This window comes from Pseudogracilibacillus sp. SE30717A (assembly GCF_037071985.1).
Lineage (GTDB): Bacteria > Bacillota > Bacilli > Bacillales > Amphibacillaceae > Pseudogracilibacillus.
The window spans coordinates 470945-490814 of record NZ_JAXHDF010000001.1 but is presented as its reverse complement, the minus strand read 5'-3'; the positions used below and the strand labels follow the sequence as shown (position 1 = coordinate 490814).

20 protein-coding genes are annotated in these 19870 nt (G+C 33.3%); 11 read left to right on the top strand and 9 right to left on the bottom strand.

The features are described from left to right. Positions 1–71: 71 nt before the first annotated feature. Both SPD48_RS02280 and SPD48_RS02275 read left to right on the top strand, forming a co-directional pair. Positions 72–968, top strand: coding sequence for an ArsR/SmtB family transcription factor (locus SPD48_RS02280; protein WP_336256430.1), 897 nt, complete (start codon positions 72–74; stop codon positions 966–968). Between the two features lie 2 nt (positions 969–970). Further along, the gene (locus SPD48_RS02275; protein WP_336256429.1) at positions 971–2191 is read left to right on the top strand and encodes an MDR family MFS transporter; all 1221 of its coding nucleotides are present in this window, start codon (positions 971–973) and stop codon (positions 2189–2191) included. Positions 2192–2391: 200 nt separating this feature from the next. On the opposite strand, the gene hisD is transcribed toward SPD48_RS02275, so the two are convergent. The 4 genes from hisD to SPD48_RS02255 form a co-directional block, all read right to left on the bottom strand. Continuing rightward, positions 2392–3645 carry a histidinol dehydrogenase gene (hisD, locus tag SPD48_RS02270; RefSeq protein ID WP_336256428.1) on the bottom strand — a complete coding sequence of 418 codons (1254 nt, stop codon included), beginning with the start codon at positions 3643–3645 and terminating at the stop codon, positions 2392–2394. A gap of 29 nt (positions 3646–3674) precedes the next feature. Continuing rightward, entirely contained in the window at positions 3675–4184 is a 510-nt protein-coding gene (locus SPD48_RS02265) for a TRAP transporter small permease (RefSeq protein WP_336256427.1), read from the bottom strand. 23 nt (positions 4185–4207) lie between these two features. Next, positions 4208–5518, bottom strand: coding sequence for a TRAP transporter large permease (locus SPD48_RS02260; RefSeq protein WP_336256426.1), 1311 nt, complete (start codon positions 5516–5518; stop codon positions 4208–4210). A 172-nt stretch (positions 5519–5690) separates the two neighbouring features. Further along, positions 5691–6800 (bottom strand): hypothetical protein, encoded by a 1110-nt coding sequence (locus SPD48_RS02255; RefSeq protein ID WP_336256425.1) that lies wholly within the window; start codon positions 6798–6800, stop codon positions 5691–5693. A 318-nt stretch (positions 6801–7118) separates the two neighbouring features. Between SPD48_RS02255 and pdxR the strand changes: the two genes are divergently transcribed. Next, entirely contained in the window at positions 7119–8534 is a 1416-nt protein-coding gene (gene pdxR, locus SPD48_RS02250; protein WP_336256424.1) for a MocR-like pyridoxine biosynthesis transcription factor PdxR, read from the top strand. A gap of 269 nt (positions 8535–8803) precedes the next feature. Here the strand turns inward: pdxR and SPD48_RS02245 are convergent, their stop codons facing one another. The 3 genes from SPD48_RS02245 to SPD48_RS02235 are packed head-to-tail and all read right to left on the bottom strand — an operon-like array spanning position 8804 to position 11249. Further along, positions 8804–9631: a DUF4097 family beta strand repeat-containing protein gene (locus SPD48_RS02245; RefSeq protein ID WP_336256423.1), complete on the bottom strand. Its 828-nt coding sequence runs from the start codon at positions 9629–9631 to the stop codon at positions 8804–8806. Beyond that, entirely contained in the window at positions 9632–10336 is a 705-nt protein-coding gene (locus tag SPD48_RS02240) for an ABC transporter permease (RefSeq protein ID WP_336256422.1), read from the bottom strand. Beyond that, entirely contained in the window at positions 10320–11249 is a 930-nt protein-coding gene (locus tag SPD48_RS02235) for an ABC transporter ATP-binding protein (protein ID WP_336256421.1), read from the bottom strand. The genes SPD48_RS02240 and SPD48_RS02235 overlap by 17 nt, the downstream gene beginning before the upstream one ends. A 151-nt stretch (positions 11250–11400) precedes the next feature. On the opposite strand from SPD48_RS02235, the gene SPD48_RS02230 reads away from it, so the two are divergent. The 6 genes from SPD48_RS02230 to SPD48_RS02205 all read left to right on the top strand — a co-directional run bounded on the left by SPD48_RS02230 (position 11401) and on the right by SPD48_RS02205 (position 17022). After that, positions 11401–12120, top strand: a complete 720-nt coding sequence (locus tag SPD48_RS02230; protein WP_336256420.1) for a response regulator transcription factor — start codon at positions 11401–11403, stop codon at positions 12118–12120. Then, complete coding sequence (locus tag SPD48_RS02225) at positions 12120–13211, top strand: sensor histidine kinase (protein WP_336256419.1); 1092 nt, start codon at positions 12120–12122, stop codon at positions 13209–13211. Before SPD48_RS02230 ends, SPD48_RS02225 begins: the two co-directional genes overlap by 1 nt. 79 nt (positions 13212–13290) lie before the next feature. After that, positions 13291–13992 (top strand): AraC family transcriptional regulator, encoded by a 702-nt coding sequence (locus SPD48_RS02220; protein ID WP_336256521.1) that lies wholly within the window; start codon positions 13291–13293, stop codon positions 13990–13992. Positions 13993–14234: 242 nt separating this feature from the next. Further along, positions 14235–15140 (top strand): DMT family transporter, encoded by a 906-nt coding sequence (locus tag SPD48_RS02215; protein ID WP_336256418.1) that lies wholly within the window; start codon positions 14235–14237, stop codon positions 15138–15140. 186 nt (positions 15141–15326) lie between these two features. Then, positions 15327–16079 carry a LysM peptidoglycan-binding domain-containing protein gene (locus tag SPD48_RS02210; RefSeq protein WP_336256417.1) on the top strand — a complete coding sequence of 251 codons (753 nt, stop codon included), beginning with the start codon at positions 15327–15329 and terminating at the stop codon, positions 16077–16079. Between the two features lie 220 nt (positions 16080–16299). Continuing rightward, positions 16300–17022, top strand: a complete 723-nt coding sequence (locus tag SPD48_RS02205) for a sulfite exporter TauE/SafE family protein (protein ID WP_336256416.1) — start codon at positions 16300–16302, stop codon at positions 17020–17022. A 288-nt stretch (positions 17023–17310) separates the two neighbouring features. On the opposite strand, the gene sda is transcribed toward SPD48_RS02205, so the two are convergent. Then, on the bottom strand, positions 17311–17463 hold the full coding sequence (gene sda, locus SPD48_RS02200) for a sporulation histidine kinase inhibitor Sda (protein WP_336256415.1): 153 nt from the start codon (positions 17461–17463) through the stop codon (positions 17311–17313). Positions 17464–17733: 270 nt separating this feature from the next. On the opposite strand from sda, the gene SPD48_RS02195 reads away from it, so the two are divergent. Beyond that, entirely contained in the window at positions 17734–18123 is a 390-nt protein-coding gene (locus tag SPD48_RS02195) for a helix-turn-helix domain-containing protein (RefSeq protein WP_336256414.1), read from the top strand. Positions 18124–18451: 328 nt separating this feature from the next. Next, positions 18452–19393: an arsenic resistance protein gene (locus tag SPD48_RS02190; protein ID WP_336256413.1), complete on the top strand. Its 942-nt coding sequence runs from the start codon at positions 18452–18454 to the stop codon at positions 19391–19393. 258 nt (positions 19394–19651) lie between these two features. On the opposite strand, the gene SPD48_RS02185 is transcribed toward SPD48_RS02190, so the two are convergent. Further along, positions 19652–19849: a YqaE/Pmp3 family membrane protein gene (locus SPD48_RS02185; RefSeq protein WP_336256412.1), complete on the bottom strand. Its 198-nt coding sequence runs from the start codon at positions 19847–19849 to the stop codon at positions 19652–19654. Between the last annotated feature and the right edge of the window lie 21 nt (positions 19850–19870).

Genomic DNA, 19870 nt, shown 5'->3' with positions numbered 1-19870 from the left:
ATTATAAAAGTTCTAATAAATTAGAACTAATGCAGTTCACAAAAATTATAACTAATTAAGGAGTGGAATATATGTATAAAGTGGAAGTTGAGTATAGTCCTGCATACGAGTTTATTACTAGTTTATATTTTTATATAAACAAGAATAGGCAAAAAATTTATGAGTTAGGTGCTGATTGGAAAAGAAATGTTGACGAAAAATTGAGCCCTACTTTCAAAAAAGCTTTAAAAGATAAACGAATGGAAGTATTACACCGTATCAACTTACTAGTACATAAATGTCCCCATAATACTCCTGAACTTTTCATTCAATGGTTTGAATCACTTTCTACTACTGAAATTTATGATTACATGAAACCCTGGGTTAAAAGCATTCCCAGAGATATGTTTGATTTACATGAACATTTAGTTTATTTATTTAAGGAATGGGATGAGCATTATTTTAAGTATGTGGATCCATCACTATTAAAATCGCTTGAATTAGACGCAATTGAAAAAAAGGAATTAGCAAAAAAAATGCATGCGGTTGAATTAGTGGAGATGTGTACAAATGGTATAAGAATTGAATCGAACCGCGTGAAAAAAATATTATTAGTCCCACAATATCATTATTCACCTACAAGTATTGTTGATTACTATCAGGAATTTATTACATGTCTTTATCCAATTGAACTTCATTATAATTCTCCATTTATTTCAAAAAAGGTTATTCATTATTTTAGTAGTTTATCTGACCAAAACCGATTATTAATTTTACAAAGTCTTTATGTTAAAGAACGGTCATTTAAGGAATTATTAGGTATTACAAGCCTATCAAAAAGTAATTTACACTACCATTTGGCTATGCTTCGCACTTCAGGAATTATTAGAGCACATCACTCAAGTGAAAGGGTTGAATACTACAGTCTTCGGTTACAAACCGTTTTAAATATGCATGAAAAGATACTTTCGTATATAAGGAATGATTAATGATGAAAAAGTGGAAAGAATTTCATCCAATCGTAAAGTTGATTCTAATTGGTTCCATTATAACTAACATAAGTAACGGAATGATTGTTCCTTATTTTACACTTTATTTATATGAATATGTAAACTTAAACATTGTACAAATTGGTTTTTTGATAGGTATTAGCTCACTAGCAGCCATGATTGGTGGATTTTTTGGTGGCACACTATCCGATTTAATTGGAAGAAGAAGTGTGATGACTATTTCATTGGTAATTTCTGCATTTGTAATGGTTGGATTTACTTTTCATACCTTTCCACTGTTGCTTATTTTACTAACAATAGTAAAAGGATTTATTGTATCCTTTTTTGATCCATGTGCAAAGGCATTAATCAGTGATCTGACAAAAAAGGAACATAGACTAAGTGCTTTTTCGATGAAATACTTTAGTGTTAATATAGGGTTTGCAATTGGCCCCATTGTCGGCATTTTATTAGCCTTAAACGAAACAAGTACTGTTCCTTTTTATATTGCCTTTTCTATTTTTCTAACATATAGTTTATTATTAAATATGTTATTAACCAAATATAATGTTTCTAAAATATCAGGTAAAAATAATAATAGCACTTCCATTGGGTCTTCTTTTAAAACATTGGCTAGGGATAAAGTATTATTTCTTTTCTTAATTGGAGGTACATTAGCGACTATAGTACATGGGGAATTTACTGTAACCCTGTCTCAATACTTTAATGTAGAATTCAAACGTGGATTGGTATATTTGGGTATATTATGGTCTGTCCATTCTATTGTAATTATTTTTTTAACTATTCCTATCTCCAACTTTATGAGCAGTCGTACCCCATTGCAAGCAATTAAAATTGGGACCATATTATTTGCTTTAGGTACAATCTTTTTTGGAATATCGTTTAACTTACCAACATTTTTAGTAGCAATGATTATTTTCACTATTGGGGAAATTTTTTTAATTCCGGCTGAATATGCAATTATTGATGAGATTACACCTGAACATATTCGTGGTACATATTATGGAGCTGCAAGTTTTACAACATTAGGTTCATTTATAGGTCCGGGACTATCTAGTTTACTATTAGTAAAGTTTAATGGGTACGTTATGTTTATTTTTTTAACATGTATTTGCCTGATAAGTATTTTGTTTTATATGTGGGGGATGCGCGTAAAAAATAGTCAACATATTGAAGTAGCTGTAGTAACAAAACTCAAATAGAAGAAAACCATGTTTCTTGGCTAAACGTTTATACCCAAGTTTTCCTTCTCGATATCCTCTAACTATTATCACTTTAAATTTTTCACTATATAACCATAAATAAACACCCCAAAAGTTTTATTTTCACTCTAACTTTTAGGGTGCGTTACAGACTGATGATCTAAATACGTTCTATCATTATTAATCTATTAAATTTATAATTATTTAATTCGTACTTGTGCGGAAAGCTGATGTCCTTCTAAGCCTTCTATATTTGATTGTTTAGTTGCATGTTTAGCTAAGAATTGTGTACCTTCGCCTGTAATTTCTTGGTGTGTGACAACTTTTAAGTAACTGCCAACCCATAAGCCGCCTGTATATCTAGCTGCTTTGTTTGTTGGAAGTGTATGGTTTGTTCCAGAAACTTTATCAGAAAATACAACAGAGCTCTCTTCACCAATAAATAATGAGCCGTAATTATGCAATTGATCAACATAACTTCTACTGTCCGTTAAATGTAGATGTAAGTGTTCATTCGCATTTTCATTACAATAGTCGATTCCTTCAGCAATCGAATCAACTAAGATGACCTCGCCCATGTTTTCCCAAGATTGATGTGCTGGAGAATCTTCTGCGAATGTACCTAATAATCGTTCCACTTCTTTAATTGATTCGTTCGCAATGTCTTCAGATGTTGTAACAAGTACAGCTTTAGCGAATGGATCATGTTCTGACTGTGCTAATAAGTCGGCTGCGATATAGCCTGGTTTAGCTGATTCATCTGCAAATACTAATACTTCACTTGGACCTGCGATTAAATCAATTCCTACCTTACCGAATACTTGCTTTTTCGCTTCGGCTACAAACATATTTCCAGGGCCAGCAATCATATCAACAGGTGGAACTGATTCTGTACCATTTGCCATTGCTGCGATTGCTTGTGCACCACCGATTGCAAAAATATCTGTAGCTCCTGCTTTGATTAAACCATATAATACTGCCGGATGAATACCGCCTTTATAATTTGCTGGGCTACATGCAACGATTCTTTTTGCACCTGCTACTTTTGCAGGAGCGACAACCATTGGACCTGATGAGAGTAACGGGAATCTTCCTCCTGGAATATAAGCTCCAACTGTTTCAATCGGAACAATGCGTTGACCCATTGTGATTCCATCACCGAATTGTGTTTCAAATGGTGTTAAATGCTTATACTGTGTTTCGGCAAAAGCACTAATACGCTCAACAACTGTATCAATTAACGCTTTCTGTTCAGGATCGATCGTATTTAAACAGTTTTCTATTTCCTCTTCTGACACTCGGAATGCGCGATCTGATTTTCCAAATTTAACTTCATATTTTTTTAAGGCTTCATCACCGTTTGTTTTAATATCTTCAATAATACCTTTTACAATGGACTCAACTTCTGTAGCTTGATTATTTTGTTCTGTTTGTGCTGTTTTTATATATTTCAACTTTTATTCCTCCATATCATTGCTCTGTTTTAAACATTTGCATTACGATTTACAAGTAATTTAATTTCTTCTCCAAATCTAATTACTACTTCAAGCAAAACTAAGAAATATCCTAACGGGACGAAAAAATAGACTGGCCAAATGGCAACAAACTTTGTCGCGATAGGTATTTCCATTCCTTGCTGAAACCCATTTAAAAAATAAAGAAACGTATAATACGTTAATAAACCGAAGACGACAATATCCATGATTAGTAGTAATAATTTATTATACTTTTGGAACCAATTTGGCGTCCTTTCAACAAATTCACTTAATCTCGGTAATACATTTTTCATATATACATAACCTAGTGCTGGGAAAATAGCAATCGGCATTAAAAAACTCTCAATGATTACATACGATCCTGGAATAGGAGTTTTGAACACATTTCGTAAAAGTACATCTAATACAATAACGAACATCATTGAAAGAATTGCAATACCACTTATTCTTCCACCAAATTCTTGTAAAAAATGATTCACTCTCTTTAAAATTCTCATATGCACACCTCCAATAATTCAAACTACTTTGACATTATACTTGGCAGCCATGTGATTAATTCAGGGAAAATAATAAGCAACCCAACAACGACCACCGTTGTTATGATGGAGAAAACAAACGTAATTTTAAAGATACCTTCAATAGAAATACCGGTTGTACTTCCAACTATAAATACATTTGTCCCAACAGGTGGTGTAATTAAACCAATCGTACACGACACTAATACCATGACACCGAACCATAAAGGATCTACGTCTAATGTTTCCGTAATTGGCATGACAATCGGAACAGTCATCAACAAGACTGCAATATTGTCGATAAACATAAATAAAATAAAATAGAAAAATAATAGGATAATAATAATTAAATAAGGTGTACTTTGTAAAGGTTCTAAAAGATTAATGATCTTCCTTGGGATGAGTGATAATGAAATAAAACGGCCGAATAACGAAGCACCAATAACAATAAAGATGGTCATTACAGTAATTTTCGTCGTTTCAGATAGTGCCGTCTTAATATATTCAAAATTAACTTTCTTCATAATTAAAGCCATGATAAAAGCTAAAAATGCTCCTACTGCTCCAGCTTCTGTAGGTGTAAATATACCAGCAAATATTCCACCAAAGATGGAAATTGCCATTAATGCACCCATACAAATTGCGATGACATATCTCGATGTCGGGGTGTTATCTTCTGGAATATCTACTTCATGTACCTTGCCTTCTCCAGTAAATTTTAAATACAGTAAAAGAATAATGGAGAACACGACAATCATTAAAATTCCTGGAACTAATGAACCGATAAACAGTTCCCCAATAGATATGCGCGCTGCTACTCCATAAATGATAATCATAACACTTGGCGGTATAATCGATGAAAGAGAGCCCGCAACAGCAACAATAGCACCTGAAAAAGTATCACTGAATCCACGCTTGCGCAACTCAGGTAATGTAATCTTCGCCATAGAAGCAGATGTCGCTGAACTTGAACCAGATACTGAACCTAATAAGCCTCCTATTACGATTGTAATAACTCCGAGAGGTCCTTTACGTCCTTTTGATATTCTAAAAGCTAGTCCATAGAGATCTTCCACTATTTTCGTACCCATAATTAGCTCTGCCATTAAAATATATAGAGGTATTGTAGTTAAGGAAAAACTAGCAACTTGTGCAAATGAATCGCTCTGTAAAAATCCGTTTAGTTGCTGCATACCTCCGAGCATAAATATACCTAATAAACCGACAGATAAAAAAATCGAACTAATATATTGTCCTACAAGTAACAAATAAATTAATAAAAGAAAACAGAGGACAACAATTATATCTACTGACATCTTACTCCCCCGTTCTATTTTTACATATTGAGTAACTATAGAGTGATGCGTTTCAATACGTGTTTATAAAAGATGAATAAAATGATATGGAACCGATTAAGCAGAACATATATGCCTGCTTCAATCGGTTCACTTTATATAACAAAAGACTTTTAAATGATTCGGAAATTTATTATTCCATATCTAAAATTTCTTGTGGCACTTCTCCACCTGACTCAACAATTAAGTCTCTCCAAAGTAGAGCTATTTCTTTTCCTGCGAAACCTCTATCTTCTAAATCTTTAATCCAGCTATTCCATGTGTTTAAGATAGCTGTATTAATTTTGTCTTGTACATCTTTATCTAAAGAATCAAATTCAATTAGTTCTCCATTATAGTCAGGTAATATTTCCTCTATTTGTTGTTTATATGTTTCAGGTCCAGATTGAATCAACTCATTTGCTTCTTCTTTAAAGATATTTTGTACATCATCAGAGAAAGAGTCCCAAGTATCTTGTTTCATTGCAAAAAATACAGGGAAATGTCCTAAACTTACTCCAGATAACGTATAGTTTGTCAATTCATCTACTCCATACGGAGGCCAATCAGGAATATTGAGCATGACACCCTCGATTGCATTTCTGCTTAGGCTATCGTAAATATCTGGTGCCGGTAATGCGACAGGTGTTAATCCTAACTCATTGATAAATGTTTCATGCACATTGGAACTTGCTCTAATTCTGATCGATTTATTAAATTTATCTACAGAATCTAACTTTTCATCGACAGTTGAAATTAAATATGTCTCTGTTGGATGAATTGGTAAAACAAATAAGTCTTTATCTGCAAACTCTAATTCGTAATATGTTTTCCCATCAGCAATTTCAACATCACTTTCAACCATTTTTTGAATTGCCTTAGCAGCTATACTAGCATCGGATTTTAATAAAGGTAATCCGACAACACTTGAATATGGAAATCGTTTCTGATCTAAAGTAGGTGATAAAACCATTTCGACATCAATCGATGCAGAATTTAATGCATCGAGTGACTCATCCGCACTAAAAAGCTCTCCACCAGTAAAAATATTAAACTCAACTTCGTCTGTTTCTTCCATCACCTTTTCTAATAAAGGTACAGAGAACGTTTCAACAGAACCATCTGTATGAGGATATCCACTTGATGCAATTAGTGCTTGTGCACTGCTATTACCTTCTGTATTTTCTTCTTCTTTAGAACTACTACAACCCGCAACAACAAAAACAATAAGTACGATGCTTAAAAGCATATATATTTTTTTCACTACGTTCCCTCCAAAGTTTTAAACTCATTGCAACCAAATTTATGATCTTGTAACATTCCACCCCCCTTTTAGTGATATTTACATTTATTACGCATGTGATGAAATATTTCATCCGCCTATCCCACGTAATTACTATATAATCCTTATAAAATATACATATAAAAAAATTATTCCTTAGCGCTTACATTTAAGATCTCATTAGGCTTTACGTAATAATAGTCAAAGATCATTTTTGTTTTTACAATATACCACACATCTGATATCATTTTAAGTACCAAAAATAAAAAAATATGGTACCAGACGAGGGGGGAAGAAACGTTGGTTAACATCCAATTAAATAAAAATCATAATGAAACCTTCTTATACAAAGCTTTATACGTTGAAATAAAAGAGTTAATTTTATCTCGAAAATTCCAAAAACATGAAAAATTACCATCAAAAAGAGAATTGGCGACTCAATTAAAAACGAGTGTAAACACCGTAACGGCCACTTATGAGCAATTAATTGCTGAAGGATATATTTATGCCATTGAAAGAAGTGGTTATTTTGTGGAAGATATTCCAAAATTGTTACGAGAAGCAAAAATAAATCCGGAATGGAGTGAAATATTAACAGAACCAAAAAACCATGTGCAATATAAGTATTCACTATCACATATGGATACGAATATAGCGTTATTTCCATATAATGAATGGAGAAAAAGTGAACAATACGCTTTCAAAAATCATAAATGGGAATTGTCGAGAATAATGGAAAGACAAGGGCTACTTACGGTTAGAAAAACAATTGCTCAACTAATTAATAAATATCGCGATGTCACATGTGAACCGGAGCAAATCGTTTTAGGTGTTGGTACCCAGTCCTTAGTTGAACAGTTATTAAATATATTAAAAGATATCGATTCGATCTCTCTAGGTGTTGAAGACCCGGGATATACTCGACTTTACAATCAACTAGATCATTTAGGGATTGAATTAAATCCGATTAAATTAGACAAGAAAGGGATGTCTATTGAGGACTTAATGGAGACAGACTCCAACATTGTATTTGTCACACCGTCCCATCAATTTCCAACAGGTATTATTATGCCCGTATCTCGCAGGACAGAATTACTTAACTGGGCTGCAAATGGATGTAACCGTTATATTATCGAAGACGATTATGATAGTGAATTTAAATATAAAACAGACCATATACCATCGCTACATAATCTAGATCGTAATGACAGTGTCGTTTATATCGGCAGTTTTTCAAAATCTTTGTTACCAAGCTTACGAATAAGTTATATGGTATTACCTAAAAATTTAGTTATCCCTTACAGAAATAAATACGGACATTTAATACCAGAAAATAATACATTATCATTGCTCACATTGAAATATTTTATTGAATCAGGTAGTTATGATCGCCATATGAAACGAATGACAAATTATTATGATGATATACGTAGCGAGCTTATTTCAGAAATAAAAAAAGTATTTAAATCAAAGGTTCATATTTACGATACGTTAGCGGGATTACATTTTACTGCTAGATTTACTACAGAGAAATCATATGAGGCTATAGAAAAAGATGCAGAAAAAAATGGAATTGAATTGTATACGATTCGAAGATTTATGATTAATAATTTTAAAAAGGAAAATGATATTACAATTATCGTTGGCTTTGGCACCGTAAAAAAAGAGAATATTGAGAAGATTGTGCAGTTATTATATGAAACAACCATGACTTAAAACAAAAAGACATAAACAATTTAATTTTAAATAGATTGGTTATGCTTTTTTTAAAATTAATTGCATAAAAAATGGAACGACTAGATGCATTTATTTCAACTAGTGCTCCACCTTATCAGATTTTTTATTTATACTAGCGTTGCATACATAGCCTTATTGGATTTGGACAAGAATCAACTGTACATCCAATGTAAAGATTAAAACATCATGTTTTGAATTTTACTATTAATTTGAATTACCATGATTAATTCATACAACGCTAGTGATAACTATTTAATACGAATGGTACCGTCTTTCGTTTCGGCTGATAGCTTATTTTCACCATTGCCAATTAAATGTGTTTCCTTATCATATGTCGGCAATTTAACTACAATATCCGGACTATCCATCGCTAATTGAAGGGATGTTGGTGGTTCTTTATAGTGAATACCAATATCACCAGAGACACTTCTCACACGTACATTTGACTGTTCTTTAGCTTCTGTCATTTTGATTTGTCCATCAATCGTTTGGATTGTATATGTTGATCCTAAACTTTCTTTTATGACAACATCACCCGCGGTAGAGGTAATCTCTAATTGATCGATGGCACTATCTGCTAAAGTCACATTCCCATCAGTCGATTGAATCATAGCATTTGAAGCAGAGAGGTTCTTTAGCTGAGTGATGCCTGCAGATGTTTCAAGTTGAGCTGTATCGAGTGTGACATCTTGAATGATGATATTTCCATCTCTGCCGCTAAGCGTAAGAGTTTGATTTTGAGATTTGGGCAATTGTACGATAATGGATGCCTGCGGACGAAAACGGATATTTTCCGTCCAGCTCTTTTCACGTCTTTGCTCTTTAATGACGAAAGTATGGTTTTCTTCACTGATTGTCAACATATTTTTATCTAATGTATGTCCTTGTAATTGAACACGTATTTTGTCATCAGCTGATTCGACAATCTCGATGTTTAATATATCCACCTTCACATCAATATGTGGCATTGCTTCATAATCCCCAATCGTCATTGTCTTGTCTGGTTGTTTCATAAAATAGATAATGGTTACCATAATGATTCCACACAATAGTACAAGTAATATTTTTCGGATCATTTATTTAACATCCTTTACGTTAATGTTGCGAAAAGATAAATAAGCAATACTAATGCCGAGCAGTGCTAATATGAGTGGAATGATGACAACATCGGCTAAGCTAAATGTTGCTCCACCATCAGAAACGGTTGCGTTAACTAAAAAGCTGATAATGACAGCAGATGTAATTGTGGTAGCAGTCGACTTTTTACGCATACCGAAAAATAATGGAATTAACGCAATTGCACCCATCATTAACGCATTCGTTACCGTCTTTGGGAAGGTAGCAACCAATTCTTGAAAGGATACGGTACCCTCAAATAACCCTAGTGAAGGCTGTAAAAAGTATGTGATCAGTTGCATAAACCATATACCGGCAAATAAACTGCCAGCAGTAAATAAATAAGCGAGTGTTAACTTAGCAAATAAAAGTTTTTTACGCTTGATCGGATAAGTAAATAATACTTCCATTGTTTTCGTACGAAATTCTGAAATGATCAAACGAGATAATATCACACTGCCAAAAATAATAAATGTAATATTCGAAAAGATAATTACCGGTGTCATAAACTCATGAAAGGAACCCATCGCCGCGTCTATATCATTTTTTGAATCCAATGAAATGAGGACGACAAAGCCATAAATGCTGATTACACAGAAGAAAAAGCTTGTAAAGTAACGCCACATTTGATGTTTGCGCCATTCTAATTTAATTAAATGAATCATATTGATCCCTCCCATTAATCATTTTTACAAAATAGTCTTCCAACGATTGATGCAACGTTTCGACTTCATCTACATCAACATCATGCATGATTAAGTGCTTTGTTATTGTGGATGTTTTTTTATGAACTTGTTGAATAATCAACGTTCTAGCATCCATAATTTGCACGTTCGCATTGAAATCTTCCTCTAATAATCGTTTTGCTTTTTTCGTGTCGCTAACAACCATTTCTATTGTTGCTTGCTGTTTAGTGCGCAAGGAATGCATCGAAATTTCCTCCATTAACTCTCCGTCGTTTAAGACGCCAATCGTATCGGCAATGGATTCGATTTCTGAAACGATATGGCTCGAAATTAAAATCGTCATTTTATATTGCTGTTTTAGCATAACAAGTAACTCTCTTACCTCTTTAATGCCGATGGGGTCCAGTCCGTTAATGGGCTCATCTAAAATTAAAACTTTGGGTTTAGCAACAATGGCACGCCCAATCGCCAGACGTTGGCGCATACCGAGGGAAAATTCCTTTACTTTCTTCCTTTCAATTTGTTGTAATCCTACAATGTCTAACACTTTCTTTATATGGTTTTGGTCTTTATACCCCATATAAGCACAGTGCATTTTCAAATTTTCTTGTGCAGTTAGTTCCTCATAAAAAATCGGATATTCAATGAGGCTACCAATATCTTTTAAATAGGTATATGAACTTGCCATAATGGGTTGCTCTTGAATGGAAATGTCCCCTGATGTCGGCTTTACCAAATTCAATAGCATTTTCATTAACGTTGTTTTTCCGGCACCGTTTGGACCGAGAAAACCATAAATTTCTCCTTCTTTAATATTCATACTTACTTGATTAATAACCGGTTTACCGGCATAATGTTTCGTTAATTGATGTGTTTGAATTATATAATTCATCTATAAGCCTCCTGTTAAAATTTCTAAGTACAGTATAAAAAATGAAAGTAAAAATAAAGTAAACAGAATGGAAAATGTACGTAATATTTATTTGAGGGATAGGTATAGTAGAAAAAACTTGTTAAAATAGAATTAAAAAAGAGGGAATTGGATGATAGATCATGCAAGTATTTTAATTGTGGATGATGAAGTTGGTATTTTAAAAATGCTTAAGATCACCTTGCAAAAGGAGCATTTTACACATATTACAACGGCAACAACGAAAGCAGATGCATTGCAGGCTTTAGAAGAGCAGGATTTCGATATTATTTTATTGGATGTCATGTTGCCAGATGGTGATGGCTTTGCGTTATGTTCCGCTATTCGTCAGCAAACGATGGCACCCATTTTATTCATTAGTGCACGTTCTAGTGATTTTGATAAATTAACGGGACTGAGTGTAGGAGGCGACGATTACATTACAAAGCCTTTTAATCCGCTTGAAGTTGTAGCAAGAATACGTGCGATTTTAAGGCGCCAGCGTGAGTACGAAAGAAAGACATACCCATCTGAAAGAAAAAATTATATATATAACACGTTCACATTTGCACCAGATGAAGCTTTATTAACTGTTCATGGAGAAGTAGTTCAAGCTACCGCAAAGGAGTTAGAGTTACTGCATTTCTTTTGTGACAATCCAAACCGTGTCTTTACGACCTCTCAACTTTATGAACGTGTATGGGGAGAAGATGTTTTTGGGGAAGAAAAAACCGTCACAATTCATATTGCAAAATTACGTAAAAAGTTAGGCGATAATACGAGAAAGCCAAGTATTATTGTAAATTTGCGTGGAATTGGCTATAAATTCATTCCGCCAGAAGGTGATGTGTAATGAAAATACAACGACGCTTTATTCAGCATTTATTATTGGGCTTTGCCTTTTGGCTATTGCTTTTAACATTAACTGTACCCCTTACAATGGAATGGATTTTGCCGAAACTGGGATTTGGTGGCGAACGTTATGAATGGATTGTAATGGTTGTCATTGGCCTTGTTACAATTCTATGGATCATATGGTGTGGTTGGTACTTTGGCAGTCCTTTATTACTCGTGATGAAATGGATAGCTCAACTGGGGAATGAAGATTTTTCACCACTTATAGAGCGTAATAAAAGGTATAATCGCAAAGGAAAGTTTAAGCTGCGCTTTCGCTTATATCAAGAAGTTATCAACCAACTTGATGATATGCGAGCACAATTGCAAAAATCCAAAGGTGAGCGTGCTCAACTAGAGAAAGCAAAACGTGACTGGATCGCGGGAATTTCACATGACTTGAAAACACCATTAACGTATATTAAAGGCTACTCTACATTATTATTAAATGCTGACTATGATTGGTCAAAAGAAGAACAGCATAATTTCATTCGAGAAATTGACGATAAAGGTTCGCATATGGAGCAACTCGTACAAGACTTGAATTTAGCAATGCGTTTTGATGGCTCACAGTCTGTACCTATTTGTAAAACAAAACAAAATATTGTATCATTTGTCCAACAAGTTTTAGCCAATGTTAGCAATGATTTGCGCGGACAAAAGCATCAATTTGAACTACAAATGGAAACCCATGATTTAGCCATGAAATTTGATCCACATTTATTAAAAAGAGCACTCCAAAATATCTATATGAATGCAGTCATCCATAATGAAGCAGCCATTACCATTACAACAACGATTAAAAAACAACATGATACGGTAACCATATGTATCCAAGATAACGGGATAGGGATGTCTGAAGAAACACTCCAAAATCTATTTAATCGGTATTATCGAGGAACGACGACCGAACAACAATCTGAAGGAACTGGCTTAGGGATGGCGATTGTGAAAAGTTTAATTGAAGCGCATGAAGGCACAATTACTGTAGAAAGTATGTTACAGCAAGGCACAAAATTTATAATAGCCTTACCTATACTAGTTGATTAGATAAAGTTATTTTTGATAATCTTCAACTGAAGAATGTAAAAGACATCCGAAACATTAATTCATCTAAGGGGGAGTTACCATCGAAAGTATTCATCAAGTAATTTGTGAGAAAAGATCTTATTCTAAAGAATTTAACTCTCACCAACATGATTTTGGTCAATTTCTTTTTCCTTTACAAGGAACATTAGACATTGAAACAAAGTGGCAGACGTTAAATCTCAACTCTGATCACTGCTTTTATCTTCCTCCAAACTTGAATCATAACTATCGATCTACAGACAGGAATGAATTTTTGATAGTAGATATTCCGCTAAAATATTTACCGGAGGATACAAGCAGTATGTATATTCAATTAGATAAAAAATGGACCTCTATCCGTTATTTATTATTGGAAGAAGCGAGAAATAAAAGCAACTCTTCCTCCTTAGTAGATTTGGCTAGATATGTAACGAATAAGCTTCATGTCTCAACATCTCCTTCTATAGACTATATTCATAAGCATTATAAAGAGCCGATCTATTTAAAGATGTTGGCTGAAATTGAGCATTACCATCCGGTTTATTATTCTACTTGGTTTAAGAAAAAAACGGGAAAAAGCCCTAATGTTTATATTGCTGAATTGCGGTTAAAAGAAGCAAAATATTTATTAGAGGCAACAGATTGGTCTTTAACACGGATTAGTGAAGAGATAGGTTTTGAGAATTCTTCTTCTTTTACAAGGTGGTTTGTAAAATTCGAAGGGATCCCTCCAAGAAAATATAGATTTCTTAATAAAAGATAAAAAGGATACTAAACTTGGTAAAGAAAATGTTCAATAAGTTTTCTACGATAGGTTTAGCGCTTCTTTTTATCTTTTTTGGCAGATAAGAAAGTATAAATCCTTTCTTGACTCGCATAAGTGCAACTAAGGCATTCGCTGTAAAGGCTTGTACTTCAGGGTATAAGTGCAACATCACCTCTATCCTGCGCCAGTCGGTGTGTTTTCTTTAGCGAACGCCAAGTTTTCTAATTGAGGTGAATAAAGTGAAAGGGAAATTGTCTCCACTTTTAATAATACTAGCTGCAATACTTTGGGGTACGACAGGTACAGCACAAGCGTTAGCACCGGAAAATGCCCATCCAATTGCTATCGGGGCGACACGTTTAGCGGTCGGTGGTATCTTTTTATTAGTAATTGTTCTAATAAGAGGACAATTAAACGTTAAAGATTGGCCAATCAAAACAACGATACTGGCTGCATTAAGCATGGCATTATATCAGCCATTATTTTTCTCAGCAGTCACAATTACAGGAGTAGCAATTGGCACAGTTGTAGCTATTGGAAGTGCTCCTATTTTATCAGGGCTTTTAGAATGGATATTTTTGAAAACACATCCGGCAAAAGTGTGGTGGTTATCTACTTTTCTATCCATTATTGGTTGTCTTATGTTGTTTCTAAATAAAGAATCCGTTTATGTAGACCCAGTTGGAATTGTATTAGCATTAGGGGCCGGTTTATCATTTGCCTGTTACACGTTAGTAAGTAGAGATATGGTGCAAAAATACTCCTCTCTATCAGTGATTGCAGTAGTTTTCACACTTAGTGCAATCTGTTTATCGCCATTTTTATTTGTTTTTGATATGTCTTGGATCATGAGTTTGCGAGGAGTGGGGGTAAGTCTTCAACTTGGAATTATGGCGACTGGGGTAGCCTACTTTTTATTTGCCAAGGGCCTTGTCCATGTTTCTTCTTCAACTGCAGTGACACTTGCGTTGATCGAACCGCTAACAGCAACATTATTAGGGGTGTTTTTATTAGAAGAAACGTTAAATAGAACGTCGTGGTTTGGGATTTTCCTTTTACTACTAGGAATCGGAATCTTGATATGGTCGTCCAAAAATTCTAGTAGCCAAAATGAAAATAAAAAAAGTAAAATTGCTAGTTTGTGAGGAATACCTTACTACAAATGTATTTTTAAAACTAAACTTTATACTCATTTTACAATGAAACTATCTTTGTAATATAGGACTAAAATAAGACAAATCGTGTAATAGACTCTTAATCCTCCTGTTACTGAATGATCTGTTCATGTATGTTACGATAATCCCTGTCAGTAATTAAGGAGGGACTTACATATGAAAAAATTAGTGGTAGCTTTTACGACATTGAGTGCTATCTTTACAATGTCAGCTGCAATTAATGTTTCAGCAGAAGAGCATAAAGTGCAAGAAAAAGAGAGTCTTTGGAGTATTGCGCAAAAGTATGATACTTCGGTCCAAAGTTTAATTGAAGTTAACGAATTGGATTCTACTATAATCCATCCAGGTCAACATATAACCATTTCACAAGATAAATCGTCAACAAAATCATATACAGTTAAAAAAGGCGATACATTAAGTGAGATTGGTAGAGAATATAATGTTAGTGTGAAAGAATTAATGGATTGGAACGATCTTTCTAATACTACTATTAGGATCGGACAAGAATTGAAAATTAATCATACATCAAAAGCGAGTAACAATACTAAGACAGAAGATAAGCAGACCAATAAAGTGAAGGCAGCAAAGGAGTCAAAAAAAGGCAAGCAAGATCAAGCAGCTAAAACATTTACTGTAACAGCAACTGCTTATACTGCGAAATGTGAAGGGTGTACAGGAGTGACAGCAACAGGAATTAATTTGACTGATAACCCTAATAAGAAAGTAATCGCGGTAGATCCAAGCGTCATTCCTTTAGGCACTGAAGTATATGTTGAAGGTTATGGAAAAGCTATTGCTGGTGACACTGGCGGTGCAATTAAAGGAAAGAAAATTGACGTTCATTTACCAACAGAAGCCAAAGCAACTAATTGGGGCGTAAAAACAGTTGAAGTAACCATTCTTGATTAACACTGTTATAAAATAATAGTGTTTTATAATAAATGAAGGAAAGTAAACTATTAAAGTTGCTTTCCTTTTTTTGTGTCGTATAACGAATATTTTAAAATAGAAAGTTGAAAAAGAAAGGTTCACACATTCATTTTTAGCAACTATACTAAGTATGTGAGACTAAATGATTTAATCAATTTACAAAATAGGACATGAGTTTTTAAGGGAAGTAGGTTTTTTTATGGAGATAACATTATTTATTATAATCATTCTAATCGCATCTGTACTTCAAACAAGTACAGGATTTGGATTTTCCATATTAGCTACACCATTCCTGCTTTTACTTTTTGAACCAAATGAGGCAATTCAAATAAACTTAATATTATCTTTAATCATATCTATCTCCTTATTAAGGAAAATCAGAAAGGATATTGATTATGGAATCCTTAGAAGATTTTCAGTAGGAAGTATTATCGGCCTACCCGTAGGAATTATTACCTTTCTGTTAATAGATATAAATAGATTGAAGCTCGGAATAAGTCTAATAATTATAGGTTTAACATTCATGCTTATTTTTAAGTTTCGGATAAACCAAAATACAAATAGAGACATCTTTGTAGGTGGGCTTTCAGGTTCACTTACAACAAGTATAGGCATGCCTGGCCCTCCCTTATTATTATATTTTTCCGGTACAGATACCCAAAAAGAAAAATTAAGAGGTACCACATTAGCCTTTTATTTATATATATATTTTATTAGTATAATCATTCAAGTAATTTTTGCTGGAACAAATAAAACAATCTGGATATCAAGTTTATGGGCCTTACCATTAGTATTCGTAGGATTGTATTTGGGACAACTATTATTTAAAAGGATTAATCAACATGTTTTTCGGATATTTACTTATATACTCTTATTGTTTACAGGGTTTTACTTACTAATCGATAGTTTAGGTTTATTTTAGTCAATGGAATGGTTATAACCACATGCCAAAACAATTAATTGGTTTCACAGAAAAAGAGGTTGGGACAAAATAGTAGATTATGTCCCAACCTCTAAAAAATTGCGAACGATAATTTATAAATTATCAAGGAGGAAAAAGAAGTGGCAAGTAATAGTAGAAGGTTCTAATGAAGTGACCATTGATAGCATGGCCGAATGAAGAGCTGTAAAAAATTAACTAAGCATAAGTTTGTTCACAATTGTAAAAAATGCATTTTACTATACGAGAAGTTTTTTCGGTCAAACTAGATTAATCTTCGTAAATAACATCCAATAAATTATCCACCTCGATTCCCCTTCGTCTTATTTCTTCCTTTAATAGTAGTTCAAAATCCTTATCTAGTTGAAGTTCAATCGCTTTTATATACGCTCCGATTAAATGATCATTAGGTAAGTTTTCCACACTAATTAAGCTCCCTTCAACTTTGTTTATTTAAAAGCTTGATAATCAAATTACACCTTTTTTGTTTAAACGATTGGCATGTTTGATCGGATAATTTCTATCTATTTCGCAAAAAATAGAATTTATCCATTACTTTTTTACTAGGTATTGTTAAATGTATTATATACAACATTTAGTTGTCCGTAAAGCAAATGAATGATTATTAATTGTTTTAGACAATTTGTACAACATATGATTGTATAATTCCCTCATAATGGGAGGTTATGACACATGGATTTATTGGGTGAACGCCTGAAAGATTTACGTGATGAATTTGGTTACGACCAAAAAGAAATGGGGAAAAAACTCAATATAACAACTAGCGCATACGGATATTACGAACAAGGTAGGAATGAACCACCATTGGAAACTCTAATAAAAATTGCTGGCATTTTTAAGGTGTCAACTGATTATCTTCTTGGATTATCTGATCAAAGGAAGAATCCTGTTTATTATTCTTTATCGAAAAAAATTTCGCTATCCGATGCAGAATTAATGGCAGTGCAACATATGAAAGAAATTTCTCTTCTACAAGAATTAAGTGAAGATCCTCAAAATAACGTTGCAAGATTGAATCGCTATTGGCAATTCATTGTTCATGAGCATAATCAAGACTATTAAATCTTCTTTTAAATGCTTTCCTTTCTATATCCATATGATAACAAACGCAAGATAAACTTAACCATAAACTCTTGCGTTTTAGCTCTCTATCTTCTCTCGATTTAATTTCTTCTGACAGGAGTTTTCGTATATTTTTTCGCTAACTTATTCGTGTTTCATAACTACTATTTAGTTTTGTCTCAACCCCCTATTACTTTCTAATAAAATAGAATGGTCTCTATTGCTTGTATAAAGAAGGTTCTTCCAAACCTGTTATAGTCAATAGATGAAAATAGCCTTCAAAATCTTAGGGAGAATTATAATTACTAGATAAAGGCCGAGGAGAACGATGAGATTATTTGAGAAATTATATACATTATTTATATTTTTGTCCGTAATAACTGGTTTGGTTATCGGTCAAATTCGCGGAATGGAAACCTTTGGAGATAAACTGATTCTGCCATTATTAATTATTATGTTGTACCTTACTTTTCTGCAAATTCCTCTAAAGGATATTAAAAAATCGTTTTTAAATCGAAAATTTACCTTTGCAAATATCGGAATAAATTTTGTTTTAACGCCTTTATTAGCTTCGCTTATTGCTGTAATTTTCTTAGCAGATCATCCTGCTCTATGGCTTGGATTTATTATGCTAATGGTTACCCCTTGTACAGATTGGTATATTATTTTCACAGATTTAGCCAAAGGGAATGTCGCTTTGGCCACAAGTATTTTGCCCTTAAATTTAATTTTACAACTTCTATTATTTCCACTATATCTATATATTTTTTCTGGTACTGTAGGGGTAGTCAATTTTCAACTTGTCATAGAAAGTATTTTACTTGTTTTAATTATTCCTTTTGTTTTAGCATTTATAACTAAGCATTATCTTCTGAAGAATAAAAATAGCCACTTTATAGAGAAAGTAAGTTCATTACCGATAATCTTTTTATGTTTGGCAATAGTAGCTATGTTCGCTTCACAAGGAAGTTTATTACTAAGTAATTCAGATTTATTAATTAAATTAATTCTACCGATTTTGGCCTTCTTTCTAATTACTTTCATCATAGGGAGAATAGTTGGTCGGGGACTTCAATTTAGTAGAGCTAATACAGCTAGCTTAAACTTAACCACCCTCGCTAGAAACTCACCGATAGCTTTAGCAATTGCGATGACAGCATTTCCGTATGAACCATTAATTGCTTTAGTTTTAATTATCGGGCCATTAATTGAACTGCCTTTATTGGCTTTTATATCTTATTTGATTGTTTTTCTTGATAAAAGTAAATGATGTTCCATCTATCTCGTGCAACTGGCGAATTAACGTGTACAGTTTCTAAAAAAGAACATTTTTTTACTATTGTGAAATATGAAGATTGCTCTGGAGAACAACAGAAGTTAATTTGACTGGAGACCAAAAAATTTTTAGATATCCTAATTAAATATTTTATAATATCATCCTTTAAAAAATTTCACTTTAATACATAAAGCAGTCAGTATTCACTCCTATATTGGCTGCTTTTTTGATATCATATTTAAAAAGTTCTAATTAATTCTTATCTTTCATTGCCTTAATATATGATTGCATGCGCTTATCATCCTTCTTATCCTTGACAACTAATATCGCATGAATGGCTCCAGGAATCCAAAAGAACATCGTTAAGATTAAATTCAATAATGCTTGTATTGGCTTTCCAGATAATAAAACAGCTACAGGCGGAAGTACGAGTGCTAATAAATACATCAATATAATTACCTCCTCATTCAG